Source organism: Psychroflexus sediminis (assembly GCF_900099815.1).
Taxonomy (GTDB): domain Bacteria; phylum Bacteroidota; class Bacteroidia; order Flavobacteriales; family Flavobacteriaceae; genus Psychroflexus; species Psychroflexus sediminis.
Map to the genome: position 1 here is coordinate 37,561 of NZ_FNCW01000011.1, position 16,299 is coordinate 53,859.

Annotated in this window: 16 protein-coding genes; 5 read left to right on the forward strand and 11 right to left on the reverse strand. The window is 38.8% G+C overall.

Annotated features, from left to right (window positions below; all coding sequences use genetic code 11):
• Window positions 1-122: 122 nt before the first annotated feature.
• The 8 genes from BLP81_RS10860 to BLP81_RS10895 form a co-directional block, all read right to left on the reverse strand.
• Window positions 123-824 carry a sulfite exporter TauE/SafE family protein gene (locus BLP81_RS10860; protein ID WP_093368549.1) on the reverse strand — a complete coding sequence of 234 codons (702 nt, stop codon included), beginning with the start codon at window positions 822-824 and terminating at the stop codon, window positions 123-125.
• Window positions 825-1,271, reverse strand: a complete 447-nt coding sequence (locus BLP81_RS10865; RefSeq protein ID WP_093368551.1) for a FixH family protein — start codon at window positions 1,269-1,271, stop codon at window positions 825-827.
• Between the two features lie 6 nt (window positions 1,272-1,277).
• Window positions 1,278-2,693 (reverse strand): cytochrome c oxidase accessory protein CcoG, encoded by a 1,416-nt coding sequence (gene ccoG, locus BLP81_RS10870; protein ID WP_093368553.1) that lies wholly within the window; start codon window positions 2,691-2,693, stop codon window positions 1,278-1,280.
• Window positions 2,694-2,713: 20 nt separating this feature from the next.
• The gene (locus BLP81_RS10875) at window positions 2,714-3,604 is read right to left on the reverse strand and encodes a cbb3-type cytochrome c oxidase N-terminal domain-containing protein (protein WP_093368555.1); all 891 of its coding nucleotides are present in this window, start codon (window positions 3,602-3,604) and stop codon (window positions 2,714-2,716) included.
• On the reverse strand, window positions 3,601-3,786 hold the full coding sequence (locus BLP81_RS10880; protein ID WP_093368558.1) for a CcoQ/FixQ family Cbb3-type cytochrome c oxidase assembly chaperone: 186 nt from the start codon (window positions 3,784-3,786) through the stop codon (window positions 3,601-3,603). The genes BLP81_RS10875 and BLP81_RS10880 overlap by 4 nt, the downstream gene beginning before the upstream one ends.
• 11 nt (window positions 3,787-3,797) lie before the next feature.
• Window positions 3,798-5,993: a cytochrome-c oxidase, cbb3-type subunit I gene (ccoN, locus tag BLP81_RS10885; protein ID WP_093368560.1), complete on the reverse strand. Its 2,196-nt coding sequence runs from the start codon at window positions 5,991-5,993 to the stop codon at window positions 3,798-3,800.
• Between the two features lie 2 nt (window positions 5,994-5,995).
• On the reverse strand, window positions 5,996-6,199 hold the full coding sequence (ccoS, locus tag BLP81_RS10890; RefSeq protein WP_093368562.1) for a cbb3-type cytochrome oxidase assembly protein CcoS: 204 nt from the start codon (window positions 6,197-6,199) through the stop codon (window positions 5,996-5,998).
• A gap of 70 nt (window positions 6,200-6,269) precedes the next feature.
• Entirely contained in the window at window positions 6,270-8,651 is a 2,382-nt protein-coding gene (locus tag BLP81_RS10895; RefSeq protein WP_093368565.1) for a heavy metal translocating P-type ATPase, read from the reverse strand.
• Window positions 8,652-8,770: 119 nt separating this feature from the next.
• On the opposite strand from BLP81_RS10895, the gene BLP81_RS10900 reads away from it, so the two are divergent.
• Window positions 8,771-9,325 carry a hypothetical protein gene (locus BLP81_RS10900; RefSeq protein ID WP_093368568.1) on the forward strand — a complete coding sequence of 185 codons (555 nt, stop codon included), beginning with the start codon at window positions 8,771-8,773 and terminating at the stop codon, window positions 9,323-9,325.
• Here BLP81_RS10900 and BLP81_RS10905 read toward each other — a convergent pair.
• Window positions 9,322-9,732: a hypothetical protein gene (locus BLP81_RS10905; RefSeq protein ID WP_245686457.1), complete on the reverse strand. Its 411-nt coding sequence runs from the start codon at window positions 9,730-9,732 to the stop codon at window positions 9,322-9,324. The genes BLP81_RS10900 and BLP81_RS10905 overlap by 4 nt on opposite strands.
• Before the next feature lie 224 nt (window positions 9,733-9,956).
• Here BLP81_RS10905 and BLP81_RS10910 point away from each other — a divergent pair, with 224 nt between their 5' ends.
• The 4 genes from BLP81_RS10910 to BLP81_RS10925 all read left to right on the forward strand — a co-directional run bounded on the left by BLP81_RS10910 (window position 9,957) and on the right by BLP81_RS10925 (window position 14,008).
• Entirely contained in the window at window positions 9,957-10,421 is a 465-nt protein-coding gene (locus BLP81_RS10910) for an SRPBCC family protein (protein ID WP_093368571.1), read from the forward strand.
• Between the two features lie 18 nt (window positions 10,422-10,439).
• Window positions 10,440-11,138, forward strand: coding sequence for an SDR family NAD(P)-dependent oxidoreductase (locus tag BLP81_RS10915; protein WP_093368574.1), 699 nt, complete (start codon window positions 10,440-10,442; stop codon window positions 11,136-11,138).
• A gap of 86 nt (window positions 11,139-11,224) precedes the next feature.
• Window positions 11,225-12,532, forward strand: a complete 1,308-nt coding sequence (locus tag BLP81_RS10920; protein ID WP_093368577.1) for a cryptochrome/photolyase family protein — start codon at window positions 11,225-11,227, stop codon at window positions 12,530-12,532.
• Window positions 12,533-12,550: 18 nt separating this feature from the next.
• Window positions 12,551-14,008 carry an FAD-binding domain-containing protein gene (locus BLP81_RS10925; protein ID WP_093368580.1) on the forward strand — a complete coding sequence of 486 codons (1,458 nt, stop codon included), beginning with the start codon at window positions 12,551-12,553 and terminating at the stop codon, window positions 14,006-14,008.
• Here the strand turns inward: BLP81_RS10925 and kdsB are convergent.
• Both kdsB and BLP81_RS10935 read right to left on the reverse strand, forming a co-directional pair.
• Window positions 14,005-14,745, reverse strand: a complete 741-nt coding sequence (gene kdsB, locus BLP81_RS10930) for a 3-deoxy-manno-octulosonate cytidylyltransferase (RefSeq protein WP_093368582.1) — start codon at window positions 14,743-14,745, stop codon at window positions 14,005-14,007. The genes BLP81_RS10925 and kdsB overlap by 4 nt on opposite strands.
• Before the next feature lie 23 nt (window positions 14,746-14,768).
• Complete coding sequence (locus BLP81_RS10935) at window positions 14,769-16,202, reverse strand: ATP-dependent DNA helicase (RefSeq protein WP_093368585.1); 1,434 nt, start codon at window positions 16,200-16,202, stop codon at window positions 14,769-14,771.
• Window positions 16,203-16,299 lie beyond the last annotated feature (97 nt).

Below are 16,299 nucleotides of genomic sequence, written 5' to 3' on the forward strand. Positions count from 1 at the left end.
ATTGCCAATAATATCATTAGCTAAAGAGATATAATTTAGTATTAATTATGTTAAAATTGAGTTATTATTGAACTTAATCGTTTTCGAAGCTGCTTACAAGTAGATAAAATGAAAATAGAAGTTTAATGACATTCCATGGAAGAAGTCACTTGAGTTTGTGCAGGTTTTGGTGAAACATAAGGAATACCTAAACCTAAACCTCTTAGAATAAACAAAACACCAATAATGGCGATAGCAATAGGAATAAGGCGTTTGAGGTTAAATTTTAAAACGGAATTAAGCCATGCTTTGGCATAAATGACAATACTCATGAGCGGAACAGTTCCCAGCCCGAAGAAAACCATGTATAAAGAACTTTCAAGCAAGCCTGAAATGGCAACAGATCCAAAGACAGCCATGTAGACAAGACCACAGGGCAGCAGACCATTCAGGAAACCCAGATAAAAGAAGGTGTCGAGCTCTTTCTTTTTCAACGATGCGCCAAGCTCGGACTTTAGTTTTCCTACCCATTTGAATACGGGTTTGCTCAAGTTGAGCTTACCTAGAACAGATTCAGAAAAAACAAGAGAAGAAAGCATCATAACCCCAATGATAATGGAGACTTGCTGTTGGAAACCAAAGAGGGCAAAACTTTCACCAATAAGCCCAAAAACAAGTCCTATTAGCGCATAAGTGGTTATTCTTCCTAAGTGATACAAGAAAATCTGAAAAGCTTTTCGCCAGGGATTTTGCCGATCTACAGGGAGCATAAGGGCAATAGGTCCGCACATGCCCACGCAGTGAAAACTGCCCAAAAGTCCCAAAATAAAAGCCGTCCACAACATTTAGATCCTTATTTTTTTCTGAATCAAATAGTCCTCACCCTTATAATTGAATTTCAGGTTTACTTCCCACAAACCCAGTTTCATCAATGAGCGCGGCAACAGGTATTCTCTGTTTTCTAACTGGAGTTGAACCGTGAAATCCAGAGCCTTATCTGATGGCCTGTATAAATATACTTCCCCATCTATTTCAGAAACATTGAATTCTGAAGGAAAATTGATCTGAACCCCTTCAGAAACCACTTCCACAGTCACCTGTTGCTCTAAGTCTGCAGCGTTTTGGGCAGAGTCTAAGTCTTCCTGAAAGGTCAGTTCTTTTTGATAGTAGGACTCTACGACAAGGTCGTGTTCCAATTCAGCACTGGACATCATCTGCACTACCATAACCATGATAAATCCGATGAAAAGTACAAATGCAATAACGATAGATGTTCCCCAGTTTAATTTCATAATATTTTATCTAAAGGTTTGTGGTCCCATGAAGTTAGTTGTAGCCCGGTCTATGATCCGGTCCTTGCTGTACACCTCTATTTCAATCTCATTATTGGAATCGGTTAGCTGTGAAGGATCCACTTCTATAAAAAATGTTCCCTTTGCCATCCCGCTTTCACCTATGCTGAAATAGTCTTTTTTTACCATTTTGATTTCTCCGGGCATAGAAGCCAGTTTGAAATGAACGCTATCCATGACGGTATTGGTTTTATTCAAAAGTTTAAAGGTATATACATTGGAAATATGACCATTGTCTTTGAGTTCATACAGCTGACCAGGAAGTCTGAGCACTTTGGCTTCCACATCGCTTCTGATCAATAACAGACCTATTAGAAAGCCCGTAAGAATCACAAGAACTGCTGTGTAGCCTTTGAGCCTGGGAGTAAATTGAAATTTAGCTTTCTTTTCAATATTATTTTCACTGGCATAACGAATTAACCCCTTTGGCAAATTCACACTTTCCATAATAGAGTCGCAGACATCTATACAGGCAGTGCAATTCACACATTCCAGCTGCGTTCCATTTCTAATATCGATCCCTGTAGGGCAGACGTGAACACATTGAGAACAATCGATACAGTCCCCCACTCCTGCTGCGGCTCTGTCCTGATTTTTTCTAAACCTCTGACGTCCTTCCTCACGTTCTCCGCGTTTGTGGTCGTAAGCCACAACAATAGACTTTTCATCCAATAAGACACCTTGAAGGCGTCCATAAGGACAGGCTATGATACAGACCTGCTCTCTAAACCAGGCAAATACGAAATAGAAAACCGCTGTAAAAATGAGCAAGGGGATAAATGTACCTAAATGACTTGCCGGACCATTTGTGATGTATTTTATCAGCTCGTCACTACTAATAAGATAGGCCAAAAACACATTGGCAATAAGAAAGGAGATGATGGCAAAAATCGTCCACTTCGTTCCTTTTTTAAGAATCTTGTCTTTGTTCCAGGGTGCTTTATCCAAACGAATTTGCTTTCCGCGATCGCCCTCAATGGCATATTCAATTCGTCTAAACACCATTTCCATAAAAATGGTTTGCGGACAAATCCAGCCACAGAAAATTCGTCCAAAAGCAACGGTAAAAAGAGCGATAAAAATCACTCCGATAAGCAAAGCAATGACAAACAAATAGAAATCCTGAGGCCAAAAAGGAAAGCCAAAGATGTTGAATTTCCGTTCTAAAATATTAAAAAGCAAAAACTGATGGCCATTGATTTTTATAAAAGGCGCGGCAAACAGGAAAAGCAACAGGAAATAACTGACGTATTTTCTGTATTTGTAGAAGATGCCATGAGGTTTTTTAGGATATACCCAGGAACGTTTCCCTTCCTGGTCCAAAGTACCAATGCTATCTCTAAATTTTTCCTGATTATCCACTTATTCTCTGTTTTATAAATTTACTCCGTCGTTTCTTCAGTCCAAACTTCCCCTTCAGGTTCCTTTGGCTCAGCCGGCATGGTCCCCTGAAGTGAGAGTACATAACTCGCTACCTGCTGAAGTTCTGAAGGCTCAAAATCATTTTTCCAGGACACCATCCCTTTCCCGGGCCGTCCCCCTTCCAGCAGAGTTCGGTATACATTTTTGATACCACCGCCTAGAATCCAATACTCATCGGTAAGGTTTGGCCCGATTCCTCCGCCTGCATCCATTTTATGACAAGCCACGCAATTATTCATGAAGATCTGTTTACCAGCTTCTAAGTCTGAGGGCTCGGCCATCAGAGATACCGTTTCCACTGTAACTAAATCTTTGGCGGTTTCTTTATAACGCGCTATATCAATTTCTGCCTGAGCGACTTCGGCTTTGAACTCTTCAACTTGGGTTTCCCCATCAAAAATGTGATATCTCGCCATGTAAATAAATGCAAAAACAATAGACGCATAAAAACTATACAGCCACCAGGGTGGTAGTTTGTTGTCCAGCTCTCGAATACCATCGTAGTTGTGATCCAGCTCAATTTCATCTTCTTCTTCAACAGGTTTTGAGCGGGTTAAAAGTTCTGGAAGTTTTTCTAGTTTAGCCTTTAATTGCTCTCCGAGTTTATGTTCTGAAGCCAGAAATTTTTCTTGTTTTTCTTCTGAAAGTGATCTGAGCAAAGTAAACCGAAGGGCTGCAACGGAAACTTCTACAGCGACAGCTATCAAAAATATTAAACCGATAAAAATCAGGGTTTTAGGGTATTCTAAAACAGCCCATTGTCCCGGTTCTGTTTCAAAAAGAAGTTCAACGCCTCCCCAGGCTATTGCCGGCAAAGCTATAATTCTGAAAATGGATGCTAGATTTCTCATAATTCGGTGTCGTTTTTAGAATCTAAGGGAATTTGGCTCACCTCGTTCACATAGTCTTTTTTGGCGGTGAATACCCACCAAAAAAGCACTACAAAAAAGAGGAAAAAAATAAGCAGGGAAATAATAGGGTAAATTTCTATCCCTTCTATCGTTTCCATATGTCCTTTTATAAATTTCAACATAATTCAAAAATTTAGTTAGAAGTGGTAGCTTCTTCGTTAGTCTTTATTTTGATATCCGTACCCAGTCTTTGCAAGTAGGCGATAAGGGCTACAATTTCCCGGTTTTTCATCTCTACAAAGTCCAGGTTGTTTTCCTCTGCATAAATTTTATCGGCTTCATAAGCTCTTACAAAATCCGGATCTTTATAAAGGTTATCCTGAATCTCGCTGCCCTGAGCCAGCATAGACGCCTGCGCATTTTCTATTTCTTCTTCAGAATAAGGCACTCCCAAATCTGCCATGGTTTGCATCTTATCTTCTGTGTTTGACTTATCCAGTTTGCTTTTGATTATCCAGGAGTAATTTGGCATGATAGACCCGGGAGAAGTACTTTGAGGATCGTATAAATGCTTGAAATGCCAGCTGTCTGTATATTTCCCGCCAACTCTTAGTAAATCCGGCCCTGTGCGCTTACTTCCCCATAAAAATGGTCTGTCGTAAACAAACTCACCAGCTTTAGCATAAGGCCCATAGCGTTCCACTTCGCTTCGGAAGGGTCTTACCATTTGAGAGTGACACCCAACACAGCCTTCTCTTATATAAAGATCCCGGCCTTCCAATTCCAGTGGCGTATAGGGCTTAACTGTTGTAATGGTTGGAATATTGGACTTCACCAGAAGTGTAGGTATAATCTGAACAATTCCTCCAATAAGTATAGCTATGGTGGCCAGAATCGTTAGTTGAATTGGTTTTCTTTCCAACCAGGAGTGAAATTTTTCTCCTTTTTTTCGTTTACCTCCACGGCTTAAAGCGGCAGCTTCTGCCAGCTCATCCTCAACTTTGGAACCAGACCTGGCTGTTCTGATCACGTTATAAATCATTACAAAAGTTCCCAATATATAAAGACTACCTCCTATAGCTCTCATCCAGTACATCGGCATAATTTCAGTAACTGTTTCCAGGAAATTTCCGTAGACCAAACTTCCATTTGGGTTGAACTGCTTCCACATGGAGGCCTGTAAAAAACCAGCTACATACATTGGTAAGGCATACATCACTATACCCAGAGTCCCTAACCAAAAGTGAACATTAGCCAGTCCTGTAGAGAATAATCTGGTTTTAAACAAACGCGGAACAAGCCAGTAAACCATACCAAACGTAAGGAATCCATTCCAGGCCAAAGCTCCAACGTGAACGTGAGCGATAATCCAGTCTGTAAAGTGTGCAATGGCATTTACGTTTTTAAGAGACAGCATGGGTCCTTCAAAAGTGGCCATACCATACCCCGTAATAGCGACTACAAAAAACTTAAGAACAGGGTCTGTTCTTACTTTATCCCAGGCTCCACGAAGGGTTAAAAGTCCGTTGATCATCCCACCCCAGGAGGGCATCAGTAACATGACAGAAAAGGTGACACCAAGATTTTGAGCCCAGTCCGGCAAAGCGGTGTAAAGCAGGTGATGAGGCCCCGCCCAGATGTATATGAAGATTAATGACCAGAAGTGAATAATCGATAATTTATAGGAATAGATAGGCCTGTTAGCAGCTTTAGGTACAAAATAGTACATCAGCCCCAGGAATGGCGTCGTTAAGAAAAAGGCTACAGCATTGTGCCCGTACCACCATTGTACCAAAGCATCCTGAACGCCGGCGTAGGCGGAGTAACTCTTAAACAAATTGACCGGTAAGGCCAGACTATTAAAAATATGAAGTACGGCAACCGTTATAAAAGTGGCGATATAAAACCAAATCGCAACATACAAGTGGCGCTGACGTCTTCTTAAGATGGTACCGATAAGGTTCCAGCCAAACACAACCCAAACTACAGCGATCAAAATATCGATAGGCCATTCAAGTTCAGCATATTCCTTGGAACTTGTAAAACCAAGGGGCAGCGTAATTGCTGCCAGAACAATGATCAGTTGCCATCCCCAAAAGTTGATTTTACTAAGGGCATCACTAAACATCCTGGCTTTTAATAAACGCTGCGTGGAATAATATACTCCGGCAAAGATGGCATTCCCCACAAAAGCAAAAATGACAGCATTGGTATGTAAGGGTCTTAACCTGCCAAAACTCAACCAGGAAATACCGTCGGTGACATTGGGAAAAATGAACATAAATGCCAGTAAAAGGCCAACAGACATTCCAACAACACCCCAAATGATGGTGGCATAGAGGAAGTTTTTTACGATTTTATTATCGTAATGAAATTGCTGTAACTCCATAGTTAAGATTGTTTTGGTTGATTGTTTGAATTTTCTTTTGATTGATCATCTCCTTTTTCTTTTACCAGTTCATCGTCGAAAAGCATTCTAACTGATGGTGTGTAATCATCGTCGAATTGACCTTTTTTGACAGAAAAAATAAAAAGCCCTAAAAAGACTAGAGCAACAAGAATACTGATAGCGAGAAGTCCGTAAATGACGTTCATGAATTATTTTTGTTCAAAATTAGCTGTGTAGACTTCCTTAAAAAATGACCTTAGTCATATTTACAAAGTTTTATTTATTAAGAATAGGTTTAGAAATGTATTGTGTAGCCAAAGTGGTGAAAATCACAATGGATATGGAGCTCAAAGGCATCAATATAGCAGCGATGACAGGCTGAAGCTGTCCTGTGAGTGCAAAATAAAGGCCCACGACATTATAGAGGAAAGAAAATATAAATCCGAATTTGATGATTTGAATTCCTTTTTTAGTGATTTCTACATACCGGTCTAGTTTATAAAATTCTGAAGCATCCATAATAGCATCACAGGCGGGAGAAAAGACATTGACGTTTTCTGAAATAGCAATGCCTATATCGGCTTGTTTCAAAGCTCCGGCATCATTCAAACCGTCCCCAACCATGGCAACATGTTTATTTTCGGATTGAATTTTCTCTATCAGACGCATTTTGGAATCTGGTTTCTGATTGAAAAACATCTGCGTGGTTTTAGGTAACATTTTGGTAAGCACCGGCTTCTCCCCTTCGTTATCTCCTGAAAGGATAATCAGTTTATAATGAGTATCCAGAGACTGAAATAAGGATTCCACTCCTTTCCTGTAAATCGTTTCAAATTTAAATTTGCCTAGATAGTTTTCATCTTTGCTGACGTGAACCGCTGTGGCTAACGTTGAATCGTCTACATGATTGGCCACGAATTTTGCGGAACCCAGCCTGTAAGTATGATCGTTGTAAGACGAGATAATGCCTTCGCCGAGATGTTCTTCAAAAGTTTCAGAATCCTGAATATTCTGACTGCTCAAAAAGGAATAGAGCTCCCTGCTTAACGGATGGTTGGAATTCCTGAAAGAGTTTTTCAGAACCATTTTATCTTCTTCACTCAGGGTTAGACCCGAATAGGAAATATCGCTTTTCTTATTGGTCGTAAGCGTTCCTGTTTTATCAAACACAAACACATCCAGGTCCGCCATTTGTTCCAGGACATTGGTATTTTTGAGGTAAAATCCATTTTTGCCAAAAATCCTCAGTAAGTTCCCCATAGCAAAAGGCGTGGCCAGAGCTATGGCACACGGACAGGCAATGATAAGTACGGCGGTAAATACATTTAAAGCAAGACTTGCATCATAAAACAACCAAAACAACAAACCGGAAAAGGCAATGCTTAAAACAGCAATTGTAAATTTTTTACTGATTTTATCGATAAGACTTTGAAATTTTGGATTGTAATCTTTTTGAAATACGTCATTACTCCACAACTGAGTCAAATAGCTTTGTTCCACTGACTTTTCTGCTATAATTTCAACAGCGTTCCCTCTTTGTTTACCTCCAGCATATACTTTATCTCCGGAAACTTTAGTTACCAGCTTGGCTTCACCGGTTACAAAACTGTAATCAATTTCTGCTGAAGCTGACATCAAAATCCCATCTACAGGGAGTAATTCCCGGTTTCTAATTAAAAGCCGGTCTCCTCTCTCAATGTCATAAACCTGCGTATTCTCCTCTTTCCCTTCAGCATTTATCTTCGTGACGGCTATGGGGAAATACGATTTATAATCCCTCTCAAAAGACATAAACTTATAGGTCTTCTGCTGAACGATTTTACCTAAAAGTAAAAAGAAGACTAGTCCTGTAAGGCTATCGAAAAAACCAGAGCCTAAATTGAAAACAATATCAACTGTGCTTCTTACAAACAAAACAGTAATTCCTAAAGCTATAGGAATGTCAATATTAAGGATTCCGCTTTTCAGGCCTTTGATGGCAGATTTAAAATAATCTCGTCCTGCATAAAAAACGACAGGTAAGCTAAAGAAAAACATAAGCCATCTGAAGACAGGCTTATACTGCTCCAGCCAATATTCTGAAACTTCAAAATATTCGGGAAAACTTAAAAACATCACGTTGCCAAACGCAAAACCAGCAATGCCTATTTTATAAACCAAACTCCTGTCTATGCTTTTTGGAGCCTGTCCATAATTTTCTAAGCTTATGTAAGGCTCATAGCCTATTCTCGACATAAGTTCGACTAACTGCCTAAGAGAAAACTCATCGGTTTTATATGTGATGCTTACTTTTTTCTTAGGGAAATCTACCTGAGAAGATATAACCTGTGTATTCAATTTGTGAAGGTTTTCCAAAACCCAGATACAGGAGCTACAATGAATATGCGGTATGTAAAGTGTCACAATCTCAGTGGAATCTTCCTGAAAGTCAATCAGCTTCTCAACAATGTCTGACTTATCCAAATAGTCATATTTTCCGTTGATGTCGATTGGAGTAGCCCCAGGATTTTTTTCTAAATCATAATAACAGGTCAAATCGTTTTCAGAAAAAATTTCAAAAACTGTTTTACATCCATTGCAGCAAAACAATTTATCATCGTGATAAATTTTGGTCGTTGAGCAATCGTCACCGCAGTGAAAGCATTTGGTTATTGACATGAAATGATATTGGTATGGCAAAAATCTGACAGTTTATACCGATTAAAAATGATATGTATCAGTTCTAATGATATTGGAGCAATAAGTTTATATCTTTGTGGCAGTTAATAAGATATCTCATGAAAATTCTTTTAAACGCCTTCATAGGCCTTGCAATAACTCTGTCCAGCTTTGGTCAAACCTGGCTGGATAACTCCTGTCCCATTAAAGAAAAAATTTCGAATGAGGAGTACGCCTCTAAAAAGCCTAATAATGTGCTTAGCCTTATTATCAATCAAGAAGGTAAGCTACTGCTAAATGGTAAAAGGAATGAAGGAATGTCTGAAATACAATTCAAAGAATTTATTTATGATTTTTTGACCAACCCTTCAGATCACAAAGCAAAAGCAGATTCACCTAAACAAGCCATTATAGCTTTAGGGTCTTATGGAGAGCATGATTCTTATAATTTAATTCTGAAATATGTAAGAGAAGTGTATCTATACGTTTGGGATACAGCTGCGGAAGAAAGGTATAATACTATTTATATGAATCTGGATTGTAAACAGAGAGAAAAAGTTAGAAAACAAGGTTTTCCTTACAAGGTACTGGAATTAAATCATGGAGAGGATGAGAAAAAACCCAGTTTTTCCCCAGGTGTCCCCTCTTTTAGTGGTGATGTAAAGGATAATTAAATTTTCACATCAACAATATTAAAAACATGGCTACTTTCAGAATCTATTTCTAAATGCAGCGATATATAATCATCCAAATTGACGAGCTGTAATTCCCCGTGTTTGATGTGCTTAAAGCCCTCATCGGCAGTACCACCCAATTTACCATAAATAACTTTTTGATTTTGTAAACTATGGTTTTTGGAGTGAATTTCCTTAAATCGGGATGGAATCTGAAGATAGATTTCTTCCTTATAATCACTAAGTTTTTTGTCTTTAAATTGAATGAAAATCACTTGAAAATTTAAATCCTCTTCAAAGGAAATTTCTAAAATCCCCTCAGAATTTTCACTTATAATTAATTTTGTTTCTTTCAAAACCTGAACTTCACAATCGCCATTGTTAGGACAATCTTGAAGAAGAGGCATATCAGTTTGAGCACTTTTACAGGCAACCAGCATAAAAAGCAACATTAGGCTTTGGTATTTCATCATCATCTACTTCAATTTCCTGCAAATTAAAGCATACCTGTTTCAGGTAAATATCATATAAAGAATTATTTATCACTTTTGAAGGCTAAAAAGCTTTAATAATAACTTTTGTTTAACTCCAAAGATAATTCATTAAACATTTAAATAATTATTTTTGAACCATGATATATGAAATCAACACCCGTCAAAAATTACCAATCAACAAGCAGGAAGCTTGGGAATTTCTGTCGGATCCCAAAAACCTTCAAGAAATCATGCCTGATGATATGGGTTTTGAAATCTTGTCTGGAGCAGATAGAAAGATGTATACCGGCCAGTTAATACAATATAATGTAACTCCCTTACCTGGTTTTACTACCAAGTGGGTTACGGAGATTACACATGTAGAGAAGCTCAGTTATTTTGTTGACATACAACTTTACGGCCCTTATGCCCTATGGCATCACAAACACTTTATTCACGAAATTGAAGGTGGCGTTGAGGTTGAAGATTTGGTTCATTACAAGATACCCTTTGGAGCTTTGGGACGACTGATGCATCCACTACTCGTTAAACCAAAATTGAATAAAATTTTTAAAGCCAGAGAGGCTAAAATGGTCGAAAAGTTCGGTCATTTTGAAAATTAAATACATAAATAATTAATTATGAAAAAGAATATATTACTTATTGGAGGATCTAAAGGAATAGGTCTAGAAATCGTAAAACAACTAAGTGCAGATCACAATATTATCGTGGCCTCTAGAAGTGATGAAAACTTATCGGACTACGATGTAACATATCACAAATTTGATGCGTTAACCGATGATATCTCAGAATTGGATTTACCAGATACTTTAGATGGCTTGGTATATTGTCCTGGAACTATAAACTTAAAGCCATTCAAGATGATGAAGCCCGAAATTTTTGAGGAAGATTTTCAGCTTAATTTTTTAAGCCTGGTAAAAGTAACCCAAGGCGTTCTTTCAAAACTCAAAAATTCGGATCAAGCGAGCATTGTTTATTTCAGTACTGTAGCTGTTCAATCTGGAATGGCATTTCATACCAGCGTTGCTGCTGCAAAAGGCGCTATTGAAGGTTTTGCAAGAGCACTTGCCGCCGAATATGCTCCGTCTTTTAGAGTGAATGTGGTAGCTCCTTCGCTTGTAAACTCTCAACTTGCCGGAAAGCTTTTAGGAAGTGATAAGAAAAAGGAAAAAATGGATGAAAAGCATCCCCTGAAACGTGTTGGTGAACCCTCAGATATAGGTAAAATTGCAAGTTTCCTTCTTTCCGATGATTCCTCTTGGATTACTGGACAAGTCCTCGGAGTAGATGGAGGTATGGGTAGTTTAAATATGAATTAATTTTAACTGAATTTCCTATAATCTTCTTGTAAGTTGAATTCTTACAAGAAGATTTTTTAATTTAATACCCCGTAAAAAGTTAAATAATGAGTGAGAAAGTCAGAGTTTTTTGGTTTAGAAGAGATATGCGTTTTGAAGATAATGTCGGTTTATATCATGCCTTATCCGGAGACTTTCCGGTTCTTCCTGTGTTTATATTCGACCGGCATATCTTAGATGAACTACCAAAGGATGATGCTCGTGTGACTTTTATTCACGATGAATTACAAAAGATGAGGTCACATCTTCAAGACCAGTTTGGATCTTCAATAGCTACTTATCACGATACTCCAGAAAATGCTTTCAAGGAACTCATCGAAGATTTCGATATCGAAGCTGTTTACGCCAACAGGGATTACGAACCTTATGCCTACAAGCGCGATGCAAATATCAACGCCTTATTGGCTCAAAACGGTATTGAATTTCACGATTTTAAAGATCAGGTGATTTTTGAAAAAACCGAAGTGGAGAAAAATGATGGAGGCATGTACCTGGTTTTCACGCCTTATATGAAACAGTGGAAAAAAGAATTTGAAAATATCGATTTCAAAACTTTCCCTTCGGAAGACTTACTCGAAAATACTTATAAAAATTCGCGATTACCTAATCTCTCTTTATCGGATATGGGTTTTGAAAAATCTTCCATAAAAGTTCCTGAACATAATTTTGACAAAGAACTGCTTAAAAATTATGAAGATACCAGAAACATTCCTTCCATAGAAGGAACTTCAAGATTGAGTCCCTATTTGAGATTTGGCACTATAGGTTACAGAAAAGTGGTTGAAAAAGCCCTGTCTGTCAAAAATGAAGCCTTTTTAGATGAACTGATCTGGAGAGAATTTTACAAAGCCATTTTACACAATTATCCAGAGACTCAGGAAAGAGCTTTCAAGCCAAAATATGATCGTATAGAATGGAGAAATAATGAAGAAGAGTTTGAAAAATGGAAAACGGGTCAAACGGGCTACCCCATTGTAGACGCAGGAATGCGACAACTGAATGAAACGGGGTGGATGCATAATCGCCTGAGGATGGTCGTAGGAAGTTTCTTATGTAAGCATTTACTGATTGACTGGCGCTGGGGTGAAGCTTATTTTGCGGAAAAGCTTCTCGATTATGAAATGTCATCCAATGTTGGGGGCTGGCAGTGGGTAGCAGGTTCTGGTGTGGATGCAGCACCTTATTTCAGAGTATTCAACCCCTATTCTCAAACCGATCGGTTTGATAAAGATAAAAAATACATCAAGAAATGGGTTCCGGAATTTGATAGCGACAAATATCCCGAGCCTATGGTTGAGCATAAACCAGCGCGAGAGCGTTGTTTAGAAACCTATAAGGAAGCTGTAAAAAATTAAGCCTTTAATAGTTTGATGATGGTAAATGTTGTTTGGCTGAAAAGGGATTTGAGATTGCAAGACCATGCCCCACTTCATGACGCCTTACAGAAAAGCCAGCCTGTAGTCTTACTTTATGTCTTTGAACCTTTACTATTAAATGATCCGCATTACAGCAAGCGGCATTTTAGATTCATCAAAGAGTCTTTAAAGGAACTACAACAGGAGTTGACAGCCTGTCAGACTCAGGTTTTGATTGTAAAATCCTCTGCTGAAGAGGCTTTCCGAAACCTTCATGAGCAGTTAAAAATCAAAGCCGTCTATTCTCATCAGGAAACCGGCATAAATATCACCTACCAAAGAGATAAAAGATTAAAACTTTGGTTCAACTCTGAAGGCATACAGTGGAAAGAATTTATCACTAACGGCGTTATTCGGGGACTAAAAAACAGAAAAACCTGGGTGAACTCTTGGGAAAATTTCATGAATCAGGATCCTGTCCCTTTTTCTGCCAGTCCGGGACAGTTTATCAGTCATTCCAGCATACAAAAATTACAGTGCCATTTTGAGGATGTAGATATTTCGACTGAAAGAGATACGAATTTTCAAAAAGGAGGCCGATCTACTGCGCTGCGCTATCTCAGAAGCTTTTTAGAAGAACGCTATCCGAATTATCAAACTCACATTTCCAAACCCCTTTTAGCCAGAAAATCCTGCAGCCGTTTGTCGCCTTATATCGCCTGGGGAAATTTGTCGATGAGAGAAGTTATTCATGCCTCCATGCAGCTTGAATCCAAAACCAAATACAAACAAGCCCTGAGTCAGTTTCAATCCAGACTGAGGTGGCAGGCCCACTTCATCCAAAAATTTGAAATGGAATCCAAGGCCGAATTTCAAAATTTCAATTCTGCTTTCAATATCCTCAAACAACCCAAACAGGAAGAGTTAATCAAAGCCTGGAAAGAAGGTCAAACAGGCTTTCCCCTTGTGGATGCAAGCATGCGCTGCCTGATCCAAACCGGTTATCTCAACTTCAGAATGAGAGCGCTTTTGGTTTCCTTTTTCACCCACCTGCTTTGGCAAAAATGGCAGGAAGCCTCAGAGCATTTAGCCAGTTTGTTTTTAGATTTTGAACCGGGCATCCATTATCCTCAATTGCAGATGCAGGCTGGGACCACCGGTATTCACACCCTGCGAATTTACAATCCGGTTAAAAACTCATATAAGCACGATGCTGAAGGTGAGTTTATTCTGAAATATATTCCGGAATTAAAATCAATTCCACGAGAATTTATACATGAGCCCTGGAAATTAACCACCATGGAACAAGACATGTATGGTTTTCAACTTGGTGAAGATTATCCAAAACCCATTGTCGATCTGGAAGTTTCACGCCAATTTGCCTCCGATTCCATCTGGAGGATTATTCAGTCTGAACGATCTAAAGTTGAAGGTAAAAAAATCCTGAAAAGACATACGATAAGAGGCCGTCATTAATCGAATTTCAGCCTTGCTTTTTCCAGATCTTCAGGCGTATCAATGCCAATACTCACTTCTTGAGTTTCCACCATTTTGATGGTTTTCCCATTTTCCAAATAGCGAATGCATTCAATTTTTTCTGAAGCTTCCAGGGGGCTCATCGGTAAATTATAAAACGCCATTAAGGCTTCTTTTCTAAAGGCATAAATACCTACATGCTTAAAATAATCTACCTCTACATCTTTAGCCCTGTGAAACGGGATTGGGGATCTCGAAAAGTAAAGGGCAAAATTGTTTAAATCTGTTATGACTTTGACCTGATTTGGATTCACAATATCTTCTTCAGAAGTCAACTTAACTTTTAGTGAAGCCAAATCGATAATTTTATCGGTATCCTTTTCAAAAACATTCAGCAGCTGACTCAGTGCTTTTTCATTGATAAAGGGTTCATCGCCCTGTACGTTGATAACGATGTCCACATCCATAGATTCTACGGCTTCAGCAATACGATCACTGCCACACTCATGCTCTTTTTGACTCATCATAGCTTTGCCTCCCTGCTTTTCAATTTCAGAAAAAATAAGTTCAGAATCGGTCACAACATAAACTTCATCAAAAAGCCCGGTATTTTTGGCAGCCTCATAAGTTCTGACTATCACCGGTTTCCCGGCCAGGTCCTGCATTAATTTCCCGGGAAACCTTGCCGCCTGATAGCGGGCAGGAATCATGGCTATCACTTTAAAAGGTTTTGACATAATTAGTGTTTATAATATAGAATTCACAATTGTTTGTCGCTAAAGAAATCATCCTTAAAGCCGATTAAATACAGCTTTTCTTTAGCACGTGTACAGGCTGTATACAGCCATCTGAGATAATCTTTGGTGATTCCCTCCGGCAAATAGGGCTGTTCTACAAAGACGGTGTCCCACTGCCCCCCCTGCGACTTGTGGCAGGTAATGGCATAGCTGAACTTTACCTGCAATGCATTGAAAAATGGGTTCTGTTTCACCTTCAGAAATTTCTTGTATTTAGAGGTGATGTCCTGATAATCCTTCATGACTTCCTGATAAAGCTGGTTGGACTTTTCATAGGGCAGTGACGGAGAATTCAGACTTAAGGTATCCAGCATGATCACGGTTTCAAAGGGTTTCATTTTGGGATAGTCCACCATTTGGACGTTTACCTCCGCAAATCTAAACCCATATAGTTCTTTTATACCAAAAATCTCCAGGATTTCCACGATATCTCCATTGGCAATAAATCCGGCATCACTTTTAGGCTTGACCCAAAAATAATTGTTTTTGACAACCATCAAAAAGTCTCCCGGAGCGATTTCATCTTCTCTTAGAAGTATCCGACTTCGTATTTGTTCATTGTAAAGATTTGCTCTTTTGTTGGACCTTACAATGATAGCGGTTTCCTCGTGTCCCAGATTATCATAAGCTTCGTTGATGGCATCCAAAATTTCATAACCGTCCACAAGCCTGACCATATCGGATTTATCTGAAAGTTGAAATTTGAAACTTTCAAAATCCTCATCTTCAATGGTTTCCCGTATTTTGGTAGCATTCAAAAGGATACTGCTTTCCAGTCGCTGTCGGACTACTTCATCTAGCTCCACGGGTATCACGTCCATTTGGTAATGATTTGTCAAGGTTTTTTCATCTAAAGCCGGACTCAAATTAGATTTAACCGGGGGTAACTGTGCTGTATCCCCTATAAAAATCAACTTACAATTATCTCCGGAATAGACATACTCCATAAGATCATCCAAGACAGAGCCTTTGTTAAAAAGTTGATCACCACTGGGAAAATCTGGTATCATCGATGCCTCATCTACAATAAAAATGGTGTTTTTATGCTTGTTGACCTGGGGTACAAATTCAATTCCACCCCCTGTTGTACTTTTGGGCTGGTATATTTTACGATGTATAGTTTGTGCGTATTGATTGCTGTAATTTGAAATCACTTTGGCTGCACGTCCGGTAGGAGCTGCTAGAATTACCTTTTTTTTCACCTTCCAGATGTTCTTGACCAAGGTCCCTATGATGGTTGTTTTTCCTGTCCCCGCATAACCTTTTAGTAAGAAAATGCGATCCACTGAAGTTTCCAGCACAAATTTTGCCAGAAGTTGTAAAGTGAGATCTTGCTTGGGTGTAGGAAGATGTCCAAAATCAGATTTGAGTATTTTGTAAAACTCTTGATTATCCATAAATGAGGTTATCGTACAAAAATTTCAAATATAAGCACGATTTTTAAGTGCTATACTTTTGTGATTGAAAAAAAGTTGTAGTTTTGCTTTTATCAAA